This is a genomic window from Kribbella sp. VKM Ac-2566 (assembly GCF_004366005.1).
Lineage (GTDB): Bacteria > Actinomycetota > Actinomycetes > Propionibacteriales > Kribbellaceae > Kribbella > Kribbella pratensis.
Genome location: NZ_SODT01000008.1, coordinates 510,317 through 527,482, shown reverse-complemented (window position 1 = coordinate 527,482; position 17,166 = coordinate 510,317). Strand labels below are relative to the sequence as shown.

Sequence of the window (17,166 nt, the reverse complement as noted above, 5' to 3'; positions counted from 1 at the left end):
CGGCTCGTGGTCCGGCGAGTCAGCGCCTTTCGGCGCGCAGGGCGAGGACCCAGGGCACCGGGTCAGTGCGCGGCTCCACGGTTCGGGTGATCGTCAAGCCTGCGGCGGTAAACGCGTTGAGAAGGTCGGCCAGCGGCAGGTGTCGCATGCCGAGGCGTTCGCGGATACCGCCCTCGCCCCACCAGGGCGCCGGGGGATGCCAGCCAACAGTGCGGTACGTCGGATGCACGATGCGCCCGTCATTGGGACGGCTCTCGGTGTGCGGGCCGTTGAAGCACGGATGGGCCCCGTAGAACACAAGCACCCCGCTCGGATGCAGGACGCGGGCCGCCTCGCGCAGGACTGCAGCGAAGTCCTCGACGTCGGTGGACAGCCACAGGATGGCGATAGTAGAGAAGACTTCGTCGGCGAACGGCAGATCGGCTGCGTCGCCCTGGACCAGCGCCTCGCCATCGGTCGCGCGTTGCCGGGCGAGTCCCAACTGATCCGCGGAGTACTCAAGGCCAACGACTGTGCGTCCCGTGCTGCGCAGCGTCTGCAGGTTCTGTCCGGTCCCACACCCGAGGTCCAGGCACAGTCCGTCTCCCGGGCCCAGCAGATCCAGCAGCGGCTCACGGTTGGAGTCGGCAGCGGCGGCGTTGTGCTCGTCGTACCACTCGGCGAGACCGTCGTACCGCGCGCTGGTCTTCGGCGTCTGTGTCACGGCGTCTGTGTCACGGCGTCAGGCGAGGGCGGCGGAGATCGCGGCGGTGACGGTGGGGTGGTGGAAGGTGAAGCCGGTGGATTGGAGTCGGGTGGGGAGGGCCCGTTTGCTGCCGAGGAGTTCCCAGGCGAACTCGCCGAGCGCGGCCTTCATGAGGAAGGCGGGCACTGGGACGAGGGACGGGCGGTGCAGGGCGGTTGCCAGGGCTTCGGTGAGTTCGCGGTTGGTTGCCGGTGTCGGCAGGGTGATGTTCACCGGGCCGCTGACGCTGTCGTTCTCGCCGACGTGCCGGACGGCGCGGATCCAGTCGGTCAGCGAGACCACTGGGAAGTACTGGGTTCCCGGCCCGAGGCGGCCGCCGAGACCGATGCGGAAGGGAAGGGACAGGAGCCGGAACGCCGGGGCCTTGCTGTCGAGTACGACGCCGGTTCGCAGCGCGGCCACCCGGCTGCCTGCTTCACGGGCGGGTTCGAGCGCGCCCTCCCACAACCGGACGACGTCGGACAGGAAGCCCTCGCCGAGTTCGGAGTCCTCGGTCAGGACGCGATCGCCGAGGTCGGTGCCGTAGCCGCCGATCCCGCTCTGCGTGAGCAGCACCGGCCGGCGGTCGAGTCGCGTCGCCGCCGCAGCCAGGGTCGCGGTGGTCGAGACCCGGCTCTCCCGGATCGTCATGCGGTACGTCGGTGTCCACGGGCGACCGATGTTCGCACCGGCCAGGTTGACGAGGACGTCGGGATCGTCCAGAGCAGCCGGGTCCAGATCGCCCCGGGCCGGGTCCCAGCGCACCTCGTCCGGTCCCGACGGCGGCCGGCGTACCAGCCGGAGCACCTGGTGGCCGTTGGCAACCAAGTCGAGGGTGAGGGCCTTGCCGAGGAAGCCGGAGGCGCCGGCCAGTACGTACTTCATCCCGTTGTGCTCCTTGTCGGGTTCGCCGCCCGGTCAGCCGGATCGAAAGCGAACGGCGCCGGTGTCCGCCTCCGGGGAGACAGGCACCGGCGCCGGTGTCCGATCGGATCAGACGTCGAACTGGGCCTCTTCGAGCCGCTGCTTGACCGCCGTCAGGTAGCGGGCCGCGTCGGCGCCGTCGACCAGGCGGTGGTCGTAGGTCAGCGCCAGGTACACCATCTGCCGGATCGCGATCGTCTCGCCGAGCTCCGGGTGGGTGATGACCACCGGGCGCTTCACGACGGCGCCGGTCCCGAGCATGCCGACCTGCGGCTGGTTCAGGATCGGGGTGTCGAACAGCGCGCCCCGGCTACCGGTGTTGGTGATGGTGAACGTGCCGCCCGCCATCTCGTCCGGCAGCACCTTGTTGTTGCGGGTGCGGTCGGCGAGGTCGGCGATCTTCTTCGCCAGGCCGGCGATGTTCAGGTCGCCGGCGTTGTGCACGACGGGAACCATCAGGCCGCGCTCCACGTCCACCGCGATGCCGAGGTGCTCGGCGGCGTGGTAGGTGATCTCGCCCTTCTCCTCGTCGATCGACGCGTTCAGCTTCGGGTACTGCTTGAGCGCGTCCACCGCGGCGAGCGCGAAGAACGGGAGGAAGGACAGCTTGACACCCTCGCGGGCCTCGAACTCCGCCTTCTTCTTGTTGCGCAGCTTGGCGATCTCGGTGACGTCGACCTCGACCACCGTGGTCAGCTGGGCCGAGACCTTCAGGCTGTTGACCATGTGGGCAGCGATCGCCTTGCGGATCCGGCTCATCTTCTCGGTGGTGCCGCGCAGCGGGCTGACCACCGGCGCCTTCGACTCGGCGGCAGGGGCGGCGGCCTGGGCTGCCGGAGCGGGTGCGGCCGCGGCAGCCTTCTTCGCCTCGGCGGCGGCGATCACGTCCTGCTTGCGGATACGACCGCCGACCCCGGTGCCCTGTACGGCGTTCAGGTCGACCTCGTGCTCCGCGGCGAGCTTGCGCACCAGCGGGGTGACGTAGTTCGGGCCGTCGGAGGCGGCGCCGTTCGGCGAGGCGGCCGGAGCGGAGACGGCCGGCGCCTGGGTAGCCGCGGGTGCCTGAGCGGACTGCGGTGCGGGTGCAGCCTGCCGGACCGGGGCCTGGGCAGCAGCGGGGGCTTGCGCCGGAGCCTGGGCCGGTGCGGCAGCAGGAGCCGGTGCCGGTGCCGAGGCCTGCGGGGCCGGGGCAGCCTGCGGGGCCGGAGCGGATTCGGCCGGGGCAGCCTGGGGAGCCGGAGCCGACTGGGCCGGAGCGGCCTCGGGAGCCGCAGCAGCCGGGGCGGAGGAGGAAGCAGGAGCGGCGTCGCCGGAGCCGACGATGGCAAGTTCGGCGCCGACCTCGACGGTTTCGTCCTCGGCGACCTTGATCTCCAGGAGCTTGCCGGCGATCGGGCTCGGGATCTCGGTGTCGACCTTGTCGGTTGAGACCTCGAGGAGCGGCTCGTCGACGGCCACGTCGTCGCCGACCTGCTTCAGCCAGCGGGTGACCGTTCCCTCGGTCACGCTCTCGCCCAGCGCGGGCAGCGTCACCGAGGTACCGGACGCGGCGCCGCCGGAGCCGCCATCGGACGAGGCGCCGCTGGACGGGGCCGACGAGGCCTCAGCGGCCTGGGCTTCAGCCGGAGTGGACTCGGCGGCCGGAGCAGTCTGCGGAGCCGGCGCGGACTCAGCGGGGGCGGACTCAGCCGGAGCAGCCTCGGCCGGAGCGGACTCGGCGGCCGGCGCGGGGTCTGCCGCTGGCTCGGCCGGAGCCGCAGGAGCGGAGCCGGCCTCGCCGGCGTCGCCGATCACGGCCAGTTCGGCGCCGACCTCGACGGTCTCGTCCTCGGCGGCCTTGATCTCGAGAAGGGTGCCGGCGACGGGGCTCGGGATTTCGGTGTCGACCTTGTCGGTCGAGACCTCCAGCAGGGGTTCGTCCACGGCAACCGTGTCGCCGACCTGCTTGAGCCAGCGGGTGACGGTTCCTTCGGTGACGCTCTCCCCGAGGGCCGGCAGGGATACAGAGGTCGGCATGACGGTCGTTGCTCCTTCGTCTGATCGGTCGAGTGTCAGCCTACGGTGCCGCCGGAGCGCTCGGGATCCGGGTCACGGCCATCCCTCACGCTCCTGCAGCTCAAACTTACTGGGAGGTCCCAGCAGGGTCAGTCATGGAAGTGCAAAGGTTTCCCGGCGAGGGCGAGGTGGGCCTCGCCGAGGGCTTCGTTCTGGGTCGGGTGCGCGTGCACCAGCGGCGCCACGTCCGCGGGGTACGCCTCCCAGTTGTAGATCAGCTGTGCCTCGCCGATCAGCTCTCCGACACGCGAACCGACCATGTGCAGCCCCACCACGGCGCCGTCCTTGGCGCGGACCAGCTTCACGAAGCCCGCCGTCTTCAGGATCTGCGACTTGCCGTTGCCGCCGAGGTTGTAGTTGAGGATCTCCACGTCGCCGTACTTCTCCCGGGCCTGCTCCTCGGTCAGCCCGACCGACGCGACCTCCGGCTCGGAGTACGTCACGCGCGGGATGCCGGCCTCGTCGATCGGCGTCGGCGCGAGACCCGCGAGGTGCTCGGCGACGAAGATGCCCTGCTGGAACCCGCGGTGCGCGAGCTGCAGCCCCGGCACGATGTCGCCGACCGCGTACACACCCGGCACGCTGGTCTGCAGCGTCGAGTCGACGGTCACGAACCCGCGGTCGAGCGCGACCCCGACCTCTTCGTACCCGAGCCCGGCGGTGTTCGGTCCCCGGCCGACAGCGACCAGCAGGAGCTCGGCCTCGATCACCTCGCCGCCCGCGACGGTCACCTGTACGCCGGAGTCGGTCACCGCGACCGACTCGAACGGCGTACCGGTCTTGAACGCGATCTTCCGCTTCCGGAACGCGCGCTCCAACGTCTTGGAACAGTCGGCGTCCTCGGCCGGGACCAGCCGCGGCAGCGCCTCGACGATCGTCACCTTGGTGCCGAACGACGTCCACGCGGACGCGAACTCGACGCCGATCACGCCGCCGCCGAGGATCACCGCGGACTCCGGGACCCGGTCGAGCGTCAGCGCGTGCTCACTCGCGATCACCCGGTGCCCGTCGAGCTCCAGGCCGGGAAGGGAACGCGAGTAGGAGCCGGAGGCAAGCAGAACGTTGCGGCCGGTGTACGTCGTGCCGCCGACCTGGACCGTGGTCGGCGAGGTCAGCCGCCCCTCGCCCTCGATCACCGTGATGCCGCGGGCCTTCAACTGGCCCTGCAGACCCTTGAACAGCCGGTCGACGACGCCGTCCTTGTACTTGTTCACGCCGCCCATGTCGACGCCCTCGAGCGTCGTCCGGACTCCGAACTGCTCACCCTCGCGCGCCGAGTCCGCGACCTCGGCCGCGTGCAGCAGCGCCTTGGTCGGGATGCACCCACGGTGCAGACAGGTCCCGCCGACCTTGTCCTTCTCTACCAGGGCTACGGACAGCCCGAGCGTCGCGGCGCGCAGTCCGGCGGCGTAGCCACCGCTGCCGCCGCCGAGAATCACCAGGTCGTACGTCGTACCGGCGTCAGTACCACTGTCAGTCACAGGTTCCTCCGTGGGTGTGGTCCGAGTCGGGCGGCCCGGGTCGCGGTACCGGCCCGGCGTCATCTTTCCACCGATCGCGCGCGGATCCACCCCCGGGCCGGTCACGACGCGCCCATCCGGACCGGCCGCAACCGTTATCCAGGATTTCGGCCCGGACTTGCACAGATAGTGGACACTTACTCCCATGAAGTGGTTCGGTCGCCGGCAGAAGGCCGGAACGATGCGACGGTCGGACACTCCCGACCAGGCGCACCTGCGCGAGTTCGCCCAGACCCGTCAGGGCGTCGAGGGATTCGTCGAGCCGCGGACGGCGGTGACGGAGTACACCTTGCTGCTGGTCGCGGTCGACGGTGAGTGGACCCGCCGCCGGGTCCCGTCGGTGAAGTGGGCCCACGACTTCGCGAACCGTCTCGGCATTCCGTCGTACGACGCGGCCGTCGTCGGCTACCCGCCGCGGATGCGCGAGTACAACGCCCGGATGAAGAAGAACGGCCTCGCCTGAGTGGTCGTGTGGGGAGCTCTACGCGCCGTCGCAGCTAGGTAGAACTCCCCGAACCGTCACCGCGCCCGGGAACAGCACCGCGCCCGGGAACAGCTGAACTGAGCTCAGCTCGCTGAGGCGGCGAGTTCGACCAGGGTGCGAACGGCGTAACCGGTGCCGCCGGTGGGCGTGTAGCCTGAGGCGCCGCCGTCGTTGAAGGCAGGACCGGCCACGTCCAGGTGGACCCAGTCGATGCCGTCAGCAACGAAGTCGCCGAGGAAGGCGGCCGCCGCGAGGGCGCCGCCCCACGGCTCGCCGGTGATGTTGGCCAGGTCGGCGACCTTCGAGTGCGACTTCAGCTTGTCCAGCATCTCGGCCGGGATCGGCAGCGGCCACATCGACTCACCGGCCGCGACCGCCGCGTCCAGCACCCGGTCGCGAGCCGCGTCGGTGTTCCCGAACGCGCCGGCCACCTTGGTGCCGAGGGCAACGACACACGCCCCGGTCAGCGTGGCCACGTCGATGATCAGGTCGGGCTGGTCCGCGCTGGCCCGGACCAGCGCGTCGCCGAGCACCAGACGGCCTTCGGCGTCGGTGTTCAGCACCTCGACGGTCTTGCCGCCGTACATCGTCAGGACGTCGGAGGGCCGGGCCGCGGAACCCGACGGCATGTTCTCGGCCATCGCGGCGTACGTCGTCACCTGGACCGGGAGACCGAGCCGCGCGATGGCGAACGTCGCGCCGATCACTGCGGCGGCGCCGGCCATGTCGGACTTCATGCTCACCATGCCGGTCGACGTCTTCAGCGACAGGCCGCCGGAGTCGAACGTGATGCCCTTGCCGACGAAAGCCAGGTGGGTGACGGGCTTCTTCGGCGTGTAGGTCAGCCGGACCAGCCGCGGCGGGTTGCTCGAGCCCTGGCCGACGCCGAGGATGCCGCCGTACCCGCCCTTGGCGAGCGCCTTCTCGTCGAGCACCTCGACCTTGACGCCGTACTCCTTGCCGAGCTTGACCGCGTCGTCCGCGAACTCGGCCGGATGCAGGTCCGACGGCGGGGTGTTCACCCAGTCCCGCACCTGCGCGACGGCCTCCGCGGTCACCTGGGCGCGTTCGAGCGCGGCCTTGGCGTCCTTGTTCCGGGCCAGGTCGGTCAGCACGGTCAGGTTGCCGGGCGCTTCGTTCGCGCCGTCCGACGACTTGTACGCCGTGAACGCGTAGCGACCCATCAACGCGCCCTCGGCGACCGCGCGGACGCACTCGGCGTCCGGGGCCGGCAGCGCGAACGCGACCGACTGCGAGATCTTCGCCGCCCGCACACCGGTGCCCGCCGCGGCCCGCAGATCCTCGGTCTTCAGCACGCCGTCCGGGGCCGTCCCGAGACCGACCGCGATCAGCGTCGGGGACTTGCCCGGCTTGCCGAGCAGCGGCCCGGGTACCTTCGTCACCTCGCCGGTCTTGCCGGTGGCGCCGAGACCGGACAGCACCTCCACCAGCTTCCCGCCGTACGCGGCGTTCAGCGACTCGGTGCCGGCCGGCAGGGTGACGCCGCCGCCGAGTTTGACCACGCCGATGACCACGGCGTCGCTCTTGACGCCGGCGGCATCTGACTTGCTCAGGGTGATGGTGGTCACGAAATCCTCAGTCCTCCTTGACCGGCGGGCAGACGGCCGGTCGTCACGGTACGTGCGTGCTGCCTGAGCATGCTACGCGTCGGGTAAGTTCCGCTCCATGACCCCATCACCGACGCCGTCGACCGAGTTGAAGAAGTCCCCGCTGCACGAGCGCCACGTCGCGCTCGGCGCCAAGTTCGCCGAGTTCGGCGGCTGGGAGATGCCCCTGGAGTACTCCGGCGTCGTCGCCGAGCACACCGCGGTCCGTACGTCGGTCGGCGTCTTCGACGTCAGCCATCTCGGCAAGGCGACGGTCAAGGGCCCGGGCGCCGCGGCGTACGTGAACGCGTGCCTGACCAACGATCTCGGCAAGATCGCGCCGGGTCAGGCGCAGTACACGCTGTGCTGCAACGAGAACGGGGGAGTGGTCGACGACCTGATCGCCTACCTGCACGCCGACGACGACGTGTTCCTGATCCCGAACGCCGCCAACACCGCCGAGGTGGTCCGGCTGCTCCAGGCCGACGCCCCGGACGGTGTCGAGGTGACCAACGTCCACGACGACTACGCGATCCTCGCGGTACAGGGCGCGAAGAGCGACGAGGTGGTGTCCGCGATCGGCCTGCCGACCGGTCACGACTACATGTCCTTCGCCACGGCCGACTTCGGCGGTACGCCGGTGGTCGTGTGCCGCACCGGCTACACGGGCGAGCGCGGCTTCGAGCTCGTCGTACCGAACGCTGCCGCCGTGGCCGTGTTCGACGCGCTGCTGACGGCCGGCGAGCAGTACGGCATCGTCCCGGCCGGACTGGGCGCGCGGGACACGCTGCGGACCGAGATGGGATACCCGCTGCACGGCCAGGACATCGCGCCCGGCATCACGCCCGTCCAGGCGCGGTCCGGATGGGCCGTCGGCTGGAAGAAGGAGCACTTCTGGGGCGACGCGGCCCTGCGCGCCGAGAAGGAGCGCGGACCGGCCCGGATCCTGCGCGGTCTGCGGGCCGCCGGACGGGGTATTCCGCGGCCGCACATGTCGGTCCTGGATCAATCCGGAACGGCCCTCGGTGAAGTGACGTCCGGAACGTTCTCGCCGACGCTGAAGAAAGGTATTGCGTTGGCACTCCTGGACGCGTCGGTGAAAGAAGGCGATCAGGTAACCGTCGACATCCGGGGCCGCGGGGAAACCTTCGACGTCGTCAAACCGCCCTTCGTGACCGTCCATGTGCGCTAGCGGCCCGCCGCGACCGAATGTGTCTTTTCGTTACATTGCGTGAGATCTTGGCACAAATTGGCCACTGTCGGTACTGTGCCGACGCGTTTTGCGCAGGATTGACTGCGAACGGTGACGAAATGGGGCAAATGTTCCGTTCGACTACCGGTTCCGGTAACGATTTGTGCACTGCTGCCGGGCACTGCTGGTTTGGTGTCACGGTGTCGGGCAGGCTAGCGCGCGGCTACGGCGGAATCCCGTGTCAAGGGGATTTGACGCCAGCCAGCAAGCGAGCAAAGGTCGGCACGCCATCCACCGATTAGTGCCGGATCCGCGGACCGAAATCCGGCCGACTGAACTGACGGAGTGCGAATGAGTATTGGGTCGCCAGACTCGACTGTTGGGATCGAGGAGCACCCGGCATCGGCGGAACCCGTTCGGGGCTCTGCCGTCCCGCACGGAAAGTCCCCCACCCGGGTCGCGGTGGACCGGCTCCGCAAGGACCGGGTGGCTGTGATCTGCGCGTTCGTGGTGCTCTTCTTCATCCTGATCGCGATCTTCGCTCCGGTGCTGACCAAGATCGAGGGCGGCGACATCGGTACCTTCCACCCCGACCTCGTCGACGAGTACGGCTTCCCGACCTTCGCCTCCAACGCTCAGCACTGGTTCGGCGTCGAGCCGAAGACCGGGCGGGACAACTTCGCCCGCTGGGTGTACGGCGCGCGCCCGTCGCTGATCATCGCGTTCGTCGCGACCCTGTCCGGGACCGTCGTCGGCGTCGTGATGGGTCTGCTGGCCGGCTTCCTCGGCGGCTGGGTGGACCGGATCATCTCCTGGTTCGTCGACTTCGTGCTGAGCCTGCCGTACCTGCTGTTCGCGATCGCGATGGTGCCGATCGTCGAGAGCATGCGCGGCGGGTCCTTCAACCTCTCGCCGGAGGAACAGGCCTCGACGCGGTTCTTCGTACTGATCTTCGTCCTGTCGTTCTTCGGCTGGGCCGGACTGGCCCGGATCATCCGCGGCGAGGTGCTGTCCCTTCGCGAGCGTGAGTTCGTGCTGGCCGCGAAGGCGATCGGCGTCCCCACCCGGCAGGTCCTGTTCAAGGAACTGCTGCCCAACCTGGTCGCGCCGATCGTGATCTCGGCGTCGCTGTCGCTGCCGGCGTATGTGACCGCGGAGGCCGGCCTGTCCTTCCTCGGCGTCGGTCTGATCGAGCCGGTCCCGTCCTGGGGCCAGACGATCGCGACCGCGACCAACTGGTTCAAGGCGGATCCCCTGTACCTGTGGCTTCCGGTGCTCGGCATCACCGCGCTCGTGCTGGCACTGGCTCTGCTCGGTGACGCCGTACGCGACGCCTTCGACCCCAAGACTCGCCGGTAGCCCGGCGTTGCCCCAGCGGCAGAAAAGGAGAAACACAACAATGCAGTGGAAACAAGTCACCGCTGTTGCGGCGACGGTCATGCTGGCCGTCGCGGCCTGTGGCACCCCGTCGTCCAACAACAAGGGCGGGGCCAACGCGGGCAACGCGGGTACGGCGCAGGAGAAGGCGACGGACCCGACCGCGAAGGGCCCGGCACCGGAGATCGAGGGTGCCCAGAAGGGTGGTGTCGCCACCGTCCTGTCCGACGTCACGCCGGACACCATGGACCCGACGAACATCTACTTCATCGACGGGAACCAGATCGGCAAGCTGATGTACCGGGCGCTGACCCAGTACCGCCTGGACGGTGACAGCCACAAGCCGGTGCTCGTTCCGGACCTCGCCGAGGACCTGGGCACGAAGTCCGCCGACGGCCTGACCTGGACCTTCAAGCTCAAGCAGGGCATCAAGTACATGGACGGCACGCCGGTGAAGGCGGCCGACTACGCGTACGCGATCAAGCGGTCCTTCGCGCACGACCTGTACGACGCCGGACCGACGTACCAGGACGAGTACTTCAAGGACGGCAAGACCTACAAGGGCCCGTACGGCGCGAACGGCGACAACTACGCCGGTGTCGACACGCCGGACGACCACACGCTGGTCATCCACCTGGCGAAGAAGTTCGACGACCTGCCCTACTACGCGGCATTCCCGATGTTCACGCCGATCCCGAAGGCGAAGGACACCAAGAAGTCGTACGACCTGAAGCCGATGACCACCGGTCCGTACCAGGTCGACTCCTACACCCCGGGTTCGGAGCTGAAGCTCAAGCGGAACCCGCACTGGGACCCGAACACCGACCCGGTGCGGTACCAGTACCCGGATGCCTGGGACTTCAAGTTCGGTCAGGACACGCTGAAGGTGCAGCGCCAGGTGCTGGCCAGCAACGGCCCGGACGCGAACGCGCTGAACTACTCCGACCTGGACTCCAGCCTCGTCCCCGAGGTCAAGGACCAGAGCCAGATCGTCACCGGTCCGCAGCCCTGCACCAACGTCTGGGGCCTGGACACCCGGAAGATCCCGATGGAGATCCGGCAGCTGATCGCCAAGGCGTACCCGTTCGACACCTACCGCAAGGTCGCCGGCCTGACGCCGCAGACCGCGATCCCGGCCTCGACGATCCTGCCGCCTGCTGTTCCCGGCTACGAGAAGTACGAGCTCCCGGGTCTGGTCGGCACGGGTAAGGGCGCCGAGGACCCGGCCGTCGCGAGCGAGGTCAAGGCGAAGCTGAAGGAGCTCGGCAAGGAGAACTTCGAGCTCAGCTGGTACTACTCGAACGACGACAAGATCGCCACGCAGGTCAACCAGCTGCGGACCCAGGTCTACACCGCCGCCGGCTTCAAGGTGCGGGCCGTCGGTGTTCCGAAGGCCAAGATCCGGACCCTGCGCAACGACCCGGCCGCGCCGGTGAACATCGCTCAGGGCCCGTCGGGCTGGTGCTCGGACTGGCCGTCCGGCGCCAGCTGGTTCCCGGTGCTGTTCAAGTCCGACGCCGTTGCGCTGAGCAACAGCATCGGCATGCTGCAGGACAAGACGCTGGACGCCGAGATCGATCGCGTCAACGGGCTGACTGCCGACCAGCAGCTCAAGGAGTGGTCGAAGGTCGACAAGTTGATCATGGAGAAGTACCTGCCGCTGATCCCGCTGTACTACAGCTACAGCGGGTACCCGGTCGGCAAGAACCTGGGTCACGTGATCAACGACCCGACGCAGGGTCTGCCGGAGTTCACCTCCATCTTCCTGAAGCAGCCCTGATCCGGGGCCAGGTAGTCCTAGCGGTTTGATCATCTGACCACGGGTGGTGACCGGACAGTGTCGAACTCGTCCGGTCACCACCCCTCGGTGAGGAGAATCCCTCGTGCTCTACTTCGTGGCGCGCCGGCTGGTGAGCGCGCTCAGCGTCGTGCTGGTCACGCTGATCGTGACCTTCGCGCTGTTCTTCGTTGCGCCGACCGATCCGGCCGGCGCGATCTGTGGTGATCGCAACTGCACCCAGGAGCGATACAACGACATCAAGGAGAATCTGCACCTGGACCAGCCACTGGTGCAGCAGTTCGCCGGGTACACGGCCGGCATCTTCGCCGGGCGGACCTTCGAGACGGCCGGCGTGAAGCAGAAGTGCTCGGTGCCGTGTCTGGGCTTCTCCTTCAAGAACGACCGGCCGGTGACCCAGATGCTGAAGGAACGGCTGCCGGTGACGGTGTCGCTGGTCGCCGGGTACGCGGTGATCGTCCTCACCATCGGTGTCTTCGTGGGCTCGATGGCCGCGAAGAGACGCGGGACGCTGGGCGACCGAGCGTTGATGAGCAGCACGCTGATCCTCAGCTCGGTCCCGTACTACATCGTCGCGCTGATGATCTCGCTCTACCTGACGATCCTCTACCAGATCCTGCCGCGCGGCGGATACACACCGATCACACAGAATCCGGTGGCCTGGTTCACCGGGCTGCTGACCCCGTGGCTGGTTCTCGGCCTCTACAGCTGCACGCAGTACGCGCGGTACTCGCGCGGCTCGATGGTGGAGGCGCTGAGCGAGGACTACATCCGGACCGCGCGGGCCAAGGGCCTGTCGGATCGAGTGGTCACCTACAAGCACGGGCTGCGCTCCGGGATGATCCCGGTCATCACGATCTTCGGTCTGGACATCGCCGGCAGCCTCTCGGGCGCGATCTTCACCGAGCGGATCTTCGACCTGCAGGGCCTCGGCAACCTGGTGCTGGACAGTTTGAGCAACTACGACCTGCCGGTGATCATGGGCACCGTCCTGGTCTCTTCGGTCATCCTGGTCGCGATGAACTTCCTCGTCGACATCGCCTACTCACTGATCGACCCCCGGGTGAGGCTCTCGTGACGAACCCAGCCAACGACGACGCCAAGGAAGTTCAGGACAGCATGGTGGAAACGCCGGCCGGCGACACCGCGGCCGCCAAGCGTGGTCCGTCGGTCGCCACCCGCGAGCGCCGGCAGGGCTCGATCAACCCGAGCGGCGAGACGCCGTACCTGGTGGTCGAGGACCTGGCCGTGAAGTTCCCCACCGCCGACGGCATGGTCAGCGCGGTGAACGGGCTGAGCTACTCGGTCCCGCTCGGCCGCACGCTGGCCATCGTCGGCGAGTCCGGGTCCGGCAAGTCGGTGTCGAGCATGGCCGTGATGGGCCTGCACGACCGGAAGCGGACCCGGATCACCGGGTCGATCCGGCTCGGCGGCGACGAGATCATCGGCCTGTCCGAGAACGACCTGATGAAGATCCGCGGCGACGCGGTGTCGATGGTCTTCCAGGACCCGCAGTCCTCGCTGCACCCGCTCTACACGATCGGCAACCAGCTGGTCGAGGGTTACCGCGTGCACCACAAGGTGTCCAAGGACGTGGCGAAGAAGCGGGCGCTGGAGATGCTCGACCTGGTCGGCATCCCGAACCCGCAGCGCCGGTTCTCGCAGTACCCGCACGAGTTCTCCGGCGGTATGCGGCAGCGCGCGATGATCGCGATGAGCCTGATCAACGACCCGAAGCTGGTGATCGCCGACGAGCCGACCACCGCGCTGGACGTGACCGTGCAGGCGCAGATCCTGGACCTGCTGAACAACCTGCAGAAGGAGTTCGGCTCCGCGATCGTGCTGATCACCCACGACCTCGGGGTGGTCGCCGAGATGGCCGACGACGTGCTGGTGATGTACGCCGGGCGCTGCGTCGAGTACGGCACCGCGGAGGACGTGCTGGCGAACCCGCGGATGCCCTACACCTGGGGCCTGCTCGAGTCGATCCCGACCGTCTCCTCGGCGAACGAGAAGCTGCGCCCGATCAAGGGCCTGCCGCCGAGCCTGCTGAACCTTCCGGACGGCTGCTCGTTCAACCCGCGCTGCCCGTACAAGGACCGGGTCAAGGGCGAGCTCTGCACGACGCAACTGCCGGACCTGCTGCCGGTCGACGGCGCCGGTGCGCACACTTCCCGTTGTCACCTGCGCGACAAGGCCTCGATCTACGAGGCCGAGGTCGCGCCGAGACTGGGCTGACGAGAGAGGACTGAGGAACCATGAGCGAAACTCTCTTGCAGGTCCGCGACCTGAAGATGCACTTCCCGATCAAGGAAGCGGCCGGTCTCGGCCGGACCAAGAAGGTCGTGCAGGCCGTGGACGGGGTGACCTTCGACCTGAAGGCCGGCGCCAGCCTCGGCCTGGTCGGCGAGTCGGGCTGCGGTAAGTCGACCACCGGCCGGATGATCACCCGGCTGCTGACCCCGACGTCCGGCGAGATCGTGTTCAAGGGCACCGACATCGCGCAGCTGAAGGAGCGGGAGCTGCGGCCGTTCCGCCGCCAGCTGCAGATCGTCTTCCAGGACCCGTACAGCTCGCTGAACCCGCGGCAGACGGTCAGCAACATCATCAGTACGCCGCTGCGCGTCCACAACCTGGTGCCGAGGGGCAAGGAGCTCGCGCGGGTCCAGGAACTGCTGGAGCGCGTCGGCCTGAACCCGGAGCACCACAACCGCTACCCGAACGAGTTCTCCGGCGGTCAGCGGCAGCGCATCGGCATCGCCCGGGCGCTCGCGGTGGAGCCCGAGGTGATCATCGCCGACGAGCCGGTCTCCGCGCTCGACGTGTCGATCCAGGCCCAGGTGATGAACCTGCTCGAGGACCTGCGCAGGGACCTCGGGATCGCGTTCGTGTTCATCGCGCACGACCTCGGCGTGGTCCGGCACTTCTGTGACGAGGTCGCGGTGATGTACCTCGGCAAGATCGTCGAGCAGGGCAGCCGGGACCAGATCTACAACGCGCCGCAGCACCCGTACACGCAGGCGCTGCTGTCGGCCGCGCCGGACCTGGGCACGATCCGCGGCGTCCCGCCGAAGGAGCGGATCCGGCTGGTCGGCGACGTACCCTCGCCGATCGACCCGCCGAGCGGCTGCCGGTTCCGGACCCGGTGCTGGAAGGCGGAGGACATCTGCGCCACCCAGGAGCCGCTGCTGGAGATCAAGCCGCAGTCGGCTCCGGGCCACACGGCCGCGTGCCACTTCGCGGAGCCGAAGGCCGACCTGATCGCCGATACCGCGTAAGACAACAAGTAGGCCCTCCGTCAAAGGCGACGGAGGGCCTACTTGTGTCCGGATTGGCTATGCGCGGCCGTGGGCCTGGCGGCTGCGGCGGCTGAGGGAGTCGATGGTGACGGCGATCAGCAGGACGCCCGCGGTGACGATGTAGCGGACGTTGGAGTCCAGGCTGAGCAGGGCGAGACCGTTGGAGATCGAGGTGATCACCAGCGCGCCGAGCAGCGCGGAGTACGCCGAACCACGGCCGCCGAACAGGCTGGTGCCGCCGATGACAGCGGACGCGATCGCGTTCAGGTTCACGTCCGTGCCACCGCTGGCCTGGCCGACGGCCACCAGCCGGGCCGCCGCGAGGATGCCGCCCACCGCGGCGAAGGTGGTGCAGGCCGCGAACACCGTCAGGTAGATCATCCGGACGTTGATACCGGCCCGGCGCGCTGCCTCGACGTTGCCGCCGACGGCGAAGACCGATCGGCCCCAGCGCGTCCGTCGTACGGCGAGGTCGGTGACCACGACCAGGGCGAGGAACAGCAGGAACATCGACGAGACGCCGCGGTCGCCGTTCAGCACTGCGATCGGGATCAGCAGCACGATCGCGAGGCCGGCGGCCTTGATCGCGATCACCGAGTTCGGCGCCGCGGACAGACCGGCCGCGGCGCGGGCGGTCCGGCCCTGCCAGCGGCTCAGCGCGTAGGCCACCACGACCAGGGCGACCAGTGCGTAGGCCATCGCGGGGGAGAGGAAGCTCCGCGTCGCGAATCCGACCAGCGCGGAGTCGTACGGCAGGTTGATCGTGCCGTCCTTGCCCAGCACCAGCAGCTGGAGACCGAGGAACCCGAGCAGACCGGCGAGAGTGATGACGAAGCTCGGTACGCCGAAGCGCGTGTACAGGAGGCCGTAGAACAGGCCGATCAGCACACCGAGCGCGACGGCGGCGACGAGCGACGCGACGATCGGCCAGCCCTTGTTGACGAACGTGACGCCGACGACCGCAGCTGCCACGCCGCTCACCGAACCGACCGAGAGGTCGATCTCGCCGAGCAGCAGGACCAGAACGATGCCGAGGGCAATCACGCCGACGGACGTGGTCTGCAGCGTGAGGTTCACCAGGTTGCGGCTGGACAGGAACGAGCTGTTCGCGATCTGGAAGACCGCCCAGATGATGACCAGGCCGACGACCACCGGGACCGAGCCCAGGTCGCCGGACCGCAGCCGGGCGGTGAAGGCGCCGACCGCGCCGCTGATCCCGTGCCCGGCGATCAGCCGCTCGTCCTGGAGATCGGCCGGCAGCTGGGCCGCGCCGTTCTCCTCGGGCGCCGCCGTCGTACCCGTGATGTCCTGGGGGCGGGTCCCCGATCCTTGGAGACTCATGAGGCCGGTCCCTCTTCCCGGCTCCGGCGCGCTGCGCGCTCGGAGACCGCGTTGTCGGTAGCGCCGGTGATCGCGGCGATGATGTCCTGCGTCCTGGTCTCGCTGACCACGAAGACGCCGTTGTTGCGGCCGAGACGCAGTACGGCGACCCGGTCCGCGACCGCCATCACGTCGGCCATGTTGTGGCTGATCAGGATGACGGCCAGCCCGCGTTCGCGGAGCCGCTCGACCAGGTTGAGGACCTCGGCGGTCTGAGCGACGCCGAGGGCCGCGGTCGGTTCGTCCAGCATCACGACCTTGGGCCGGCCGAGCAGGCTGCGCGCGATCGCGACGGTCTGCCGCTGGCCGCCGGACAGGCTGGCGACCGGGATCCGGACCGAGGGGATCTTCGCGGACAGCTGCCGGAGCAGCTCCCAGGAGGAGCGCTCCATCTCGACCTCGTCGAGGGCGCCGTTCTTGCGCATCTCGCGGCCGAGGTACAGGTTCGCGACCACGTCGAGGTTGTCGCACAGCGCGAGGTCCTGGAACACGGTGGCGATGCCGAGCTGCTGCGCCTCGGCCGGGCTACCGACCCGGACCGGCCGGCCGTCGAACACCATCGACCCGTCGTCGGCCGTGTAGACGCCGGCGATCGTCTTGACCAGCGTGGACTTGCCGGCCCCGTTGTCGCCGACGAGAGCGAGCACCTCACCGGCACGGACGTCCAGCTCGATGTTCTTCAGAGCCTGCACGGCGCCGAAACGCTTGGAGACCCCCTGCAGCGTCAGCACCGTACCGGCGCCGACGTCGAGGGGAGTCGGGGTAACAGTCACGTGTTGAGCCTCCTGGACTTATTTCACGCCATG

General features: G+C 68.8%; 14 protein-coding genes. 7 read left to right on the top strand and 7 right to left on the bottom strand.

Going from position 1 to position 17,166, the window contains the following annotated elements; all coding sequences use genetic code 11:
* Positions 1–19: 19 nt before the first annotated feature.
* The 4 genes from EV647_RS05455 to lpdA form a co-directional block, all read right to left on the bottom strand.
* Positions 20–703, bottom strand: coding sequence for a class I SAM-dependent methyltransferase (locus tag EV647_RS05455; RefSeq protein ID WP_133999301.1), 684 nt, complete (start codon positions 701–703; stop codon positions 20–22).
* Between the two features lie 18 nt (positions 704–721).
* On the bottom strand, positions 722–1,609 hold the full coding sequence (locus EV647_RS05450) for a TIGR01777 family oxidoreductase (RefSeq protein ID WP_133999298.1): 888 nt from the start codon (positions 1,607–1,609) through the stop codon (positions 722–724).
* A 108-nt stretch (positions 1,610–1,717) separates the two neighbouring features.
* Positions 1,718–3,664: a 2-oxoglutarate dehydrogenase, E2 component, dihydrolipoamide succinyltransferase gene (gene sucB, locus EV647_RS05445; protein ID WP_133999294.1), complete on the bottom strand. Its 1,947-nt coding sequence runs from the start codon at positions 3,662–3,664 to the stop codon at positions 1,718–1,720.
* 128 nt (positions 3,665–3,792) lie between these two features.
* A complete protein-coding gene (lpdA, locus tag EV647_RS05440) occupies positions 3,793–5,184 on the bottom strand; it encodes a dihydrolipoyl dehydrogenase (RefSeq protein WP_133999291.1) in 1,392 nt (463 codons plus the stop codon).
* Positions 5,185–5,368: 184 nt separating this feature from the next.
* Between lpdA and EV647_RS05435 the strand changes: the two genes are divergently transcribed.
* Positions 5,369–5,686, top strand: a complete 318-nt coding sequence (locus EV647_RS05435) for a hypothetical protein (RefSeq protein ID WP_130380319.1) — start codon at positions 5,369–5,371, stop codon at positions 5,684–5,686.
* 104 nt (positions 5,687–5,790) lie between these two features.
* On the opposite strand, the gene EV647_RS05430 is transcribed toward EV647_RS05435, so the two are convergent.
* Complete coding sequence (locus tag EV647_RS05430; protein ID WP_133999288.1) at positions 5,791–7,296, bottom strand: leucyl aminopeptidase; 1,506 nt, start codon at positions 7,294–7,296, stop codon at positions 5,791–5,793.
* 97 nt (positions 7,297–7,393) lie between these two features.
* On the opposite strand from EV647_RS05430, the gene gcvT reads away from it, so the two are divergent.
* The 6 genes from gcvT (at position 7,394) to EV647_RS05400 (ending at position 14,959) form a co-directional block, all read left to right on the top strand.
* Entirely contained in the window at positions 7,394–8,506 is a 1,113-nt protein-coding gene (gene gcvT / locus EV647_RS05425; RefSeq protein WP_133999285.1) for a glycine cleavage system aminomethyltransferase GcvT, read from the top strand.
* A gap of 351 nt (positions 8,507–8,857) precedes the next feature.
* Positions 8,858–9,865 (top strand): ABC transporter permease, encoded by a 1,008-nt coding sequence (locus EV647_RS05420; RefSeq protein ID WP_133999282.1) that lies wholly within the window; start codon positions 8,858–8,860, stop codon positions 9,863–9,865.
* A gap of 40 nt (positions 9,866–9,905) precedes the next feature.
* Positions 9,906–11,663, top strand: a complete 1,758-nt coding sequence (locus EV647_RS05415) for an ABC transporter substrate-binding protein (RefSeq protein WP_133999279.1) — start codon at positions 9,906–9,908, stop codon at positions 11,661–11,663.
* Positions 11,664–11,766: 103 nt separating this feature from the next.
* On the top strand, positions 11,767–12,759 hold the full coding sequence (locus EV647_RS05410; RefSeq protein WP_133781794.1) for an ABC transporter permease: 993 nt from the start codon (positions 11,767–11,769) through the stop codon (positions 12,757–12,759).
* Complete coding sequence (locus EV647_RS05405) at positions 12,756–13,919, top strand: ABC transporter ATP-binding protein (RefSeq protein ID WP_133999276.1); 1,164 nt, start codon at positions 12,756–12,758, stop codon at positions 13,917–13,919. Before EV647_RS05410 ends, EV647_RS05405 begins: the two co-directional genes overlap by 4 nt.
* Positions 13,920–13,939: 20 nt before the next feature.
* The gene (locus EV647_RS05400; protein ID WP_133999273.1) at positions 13,940–14,959 is read left to right on the top strand and encodes an ABC transporter ATP-binding protein; all 1,020 of its coding nucleotides are present in this window, start codon (positions 13,940–13,942) and stop codon (positions 14,957–14,959) included.
* Positions 14,960–15,016: 57 nt separating this feature from the next.
* On the opposite strand, the gene EV647_RS05395 is transcribed toward EV647_RS05400, so the two are convergent.
* Together EV647_RS05395 and EV647_RS05390 are read right to left on the bottom strand one after the other, a co-directional pair.
* Positions 15,017–16,321: a sugar ABC transporter permease gene (locus EV647_RS05395; RefSeq protein WP_133999270.1), complete on the bottom strand. Its 1,305-nt coding sequence runs from the start codon at positions 16,319–16,321 to the stop codon at positions 15,017–15,019.
* Entirely contained in the window at positions 16,318–17,133 is an 816-nt protein-coding gene (locus tag EV647_RS05390) for an ATP-binding cassette domain-containing protein (RefSeq protein WP_202876046.1), read from the bottom strand. The genes EV647_RS05395 and EV647_RS05390 overlap by 4 nt, the downstream gene beginning before the upstream one ends.
* Between the last annotated feature and the right edge of the window lie 33 nt (positions 17,134–17,166).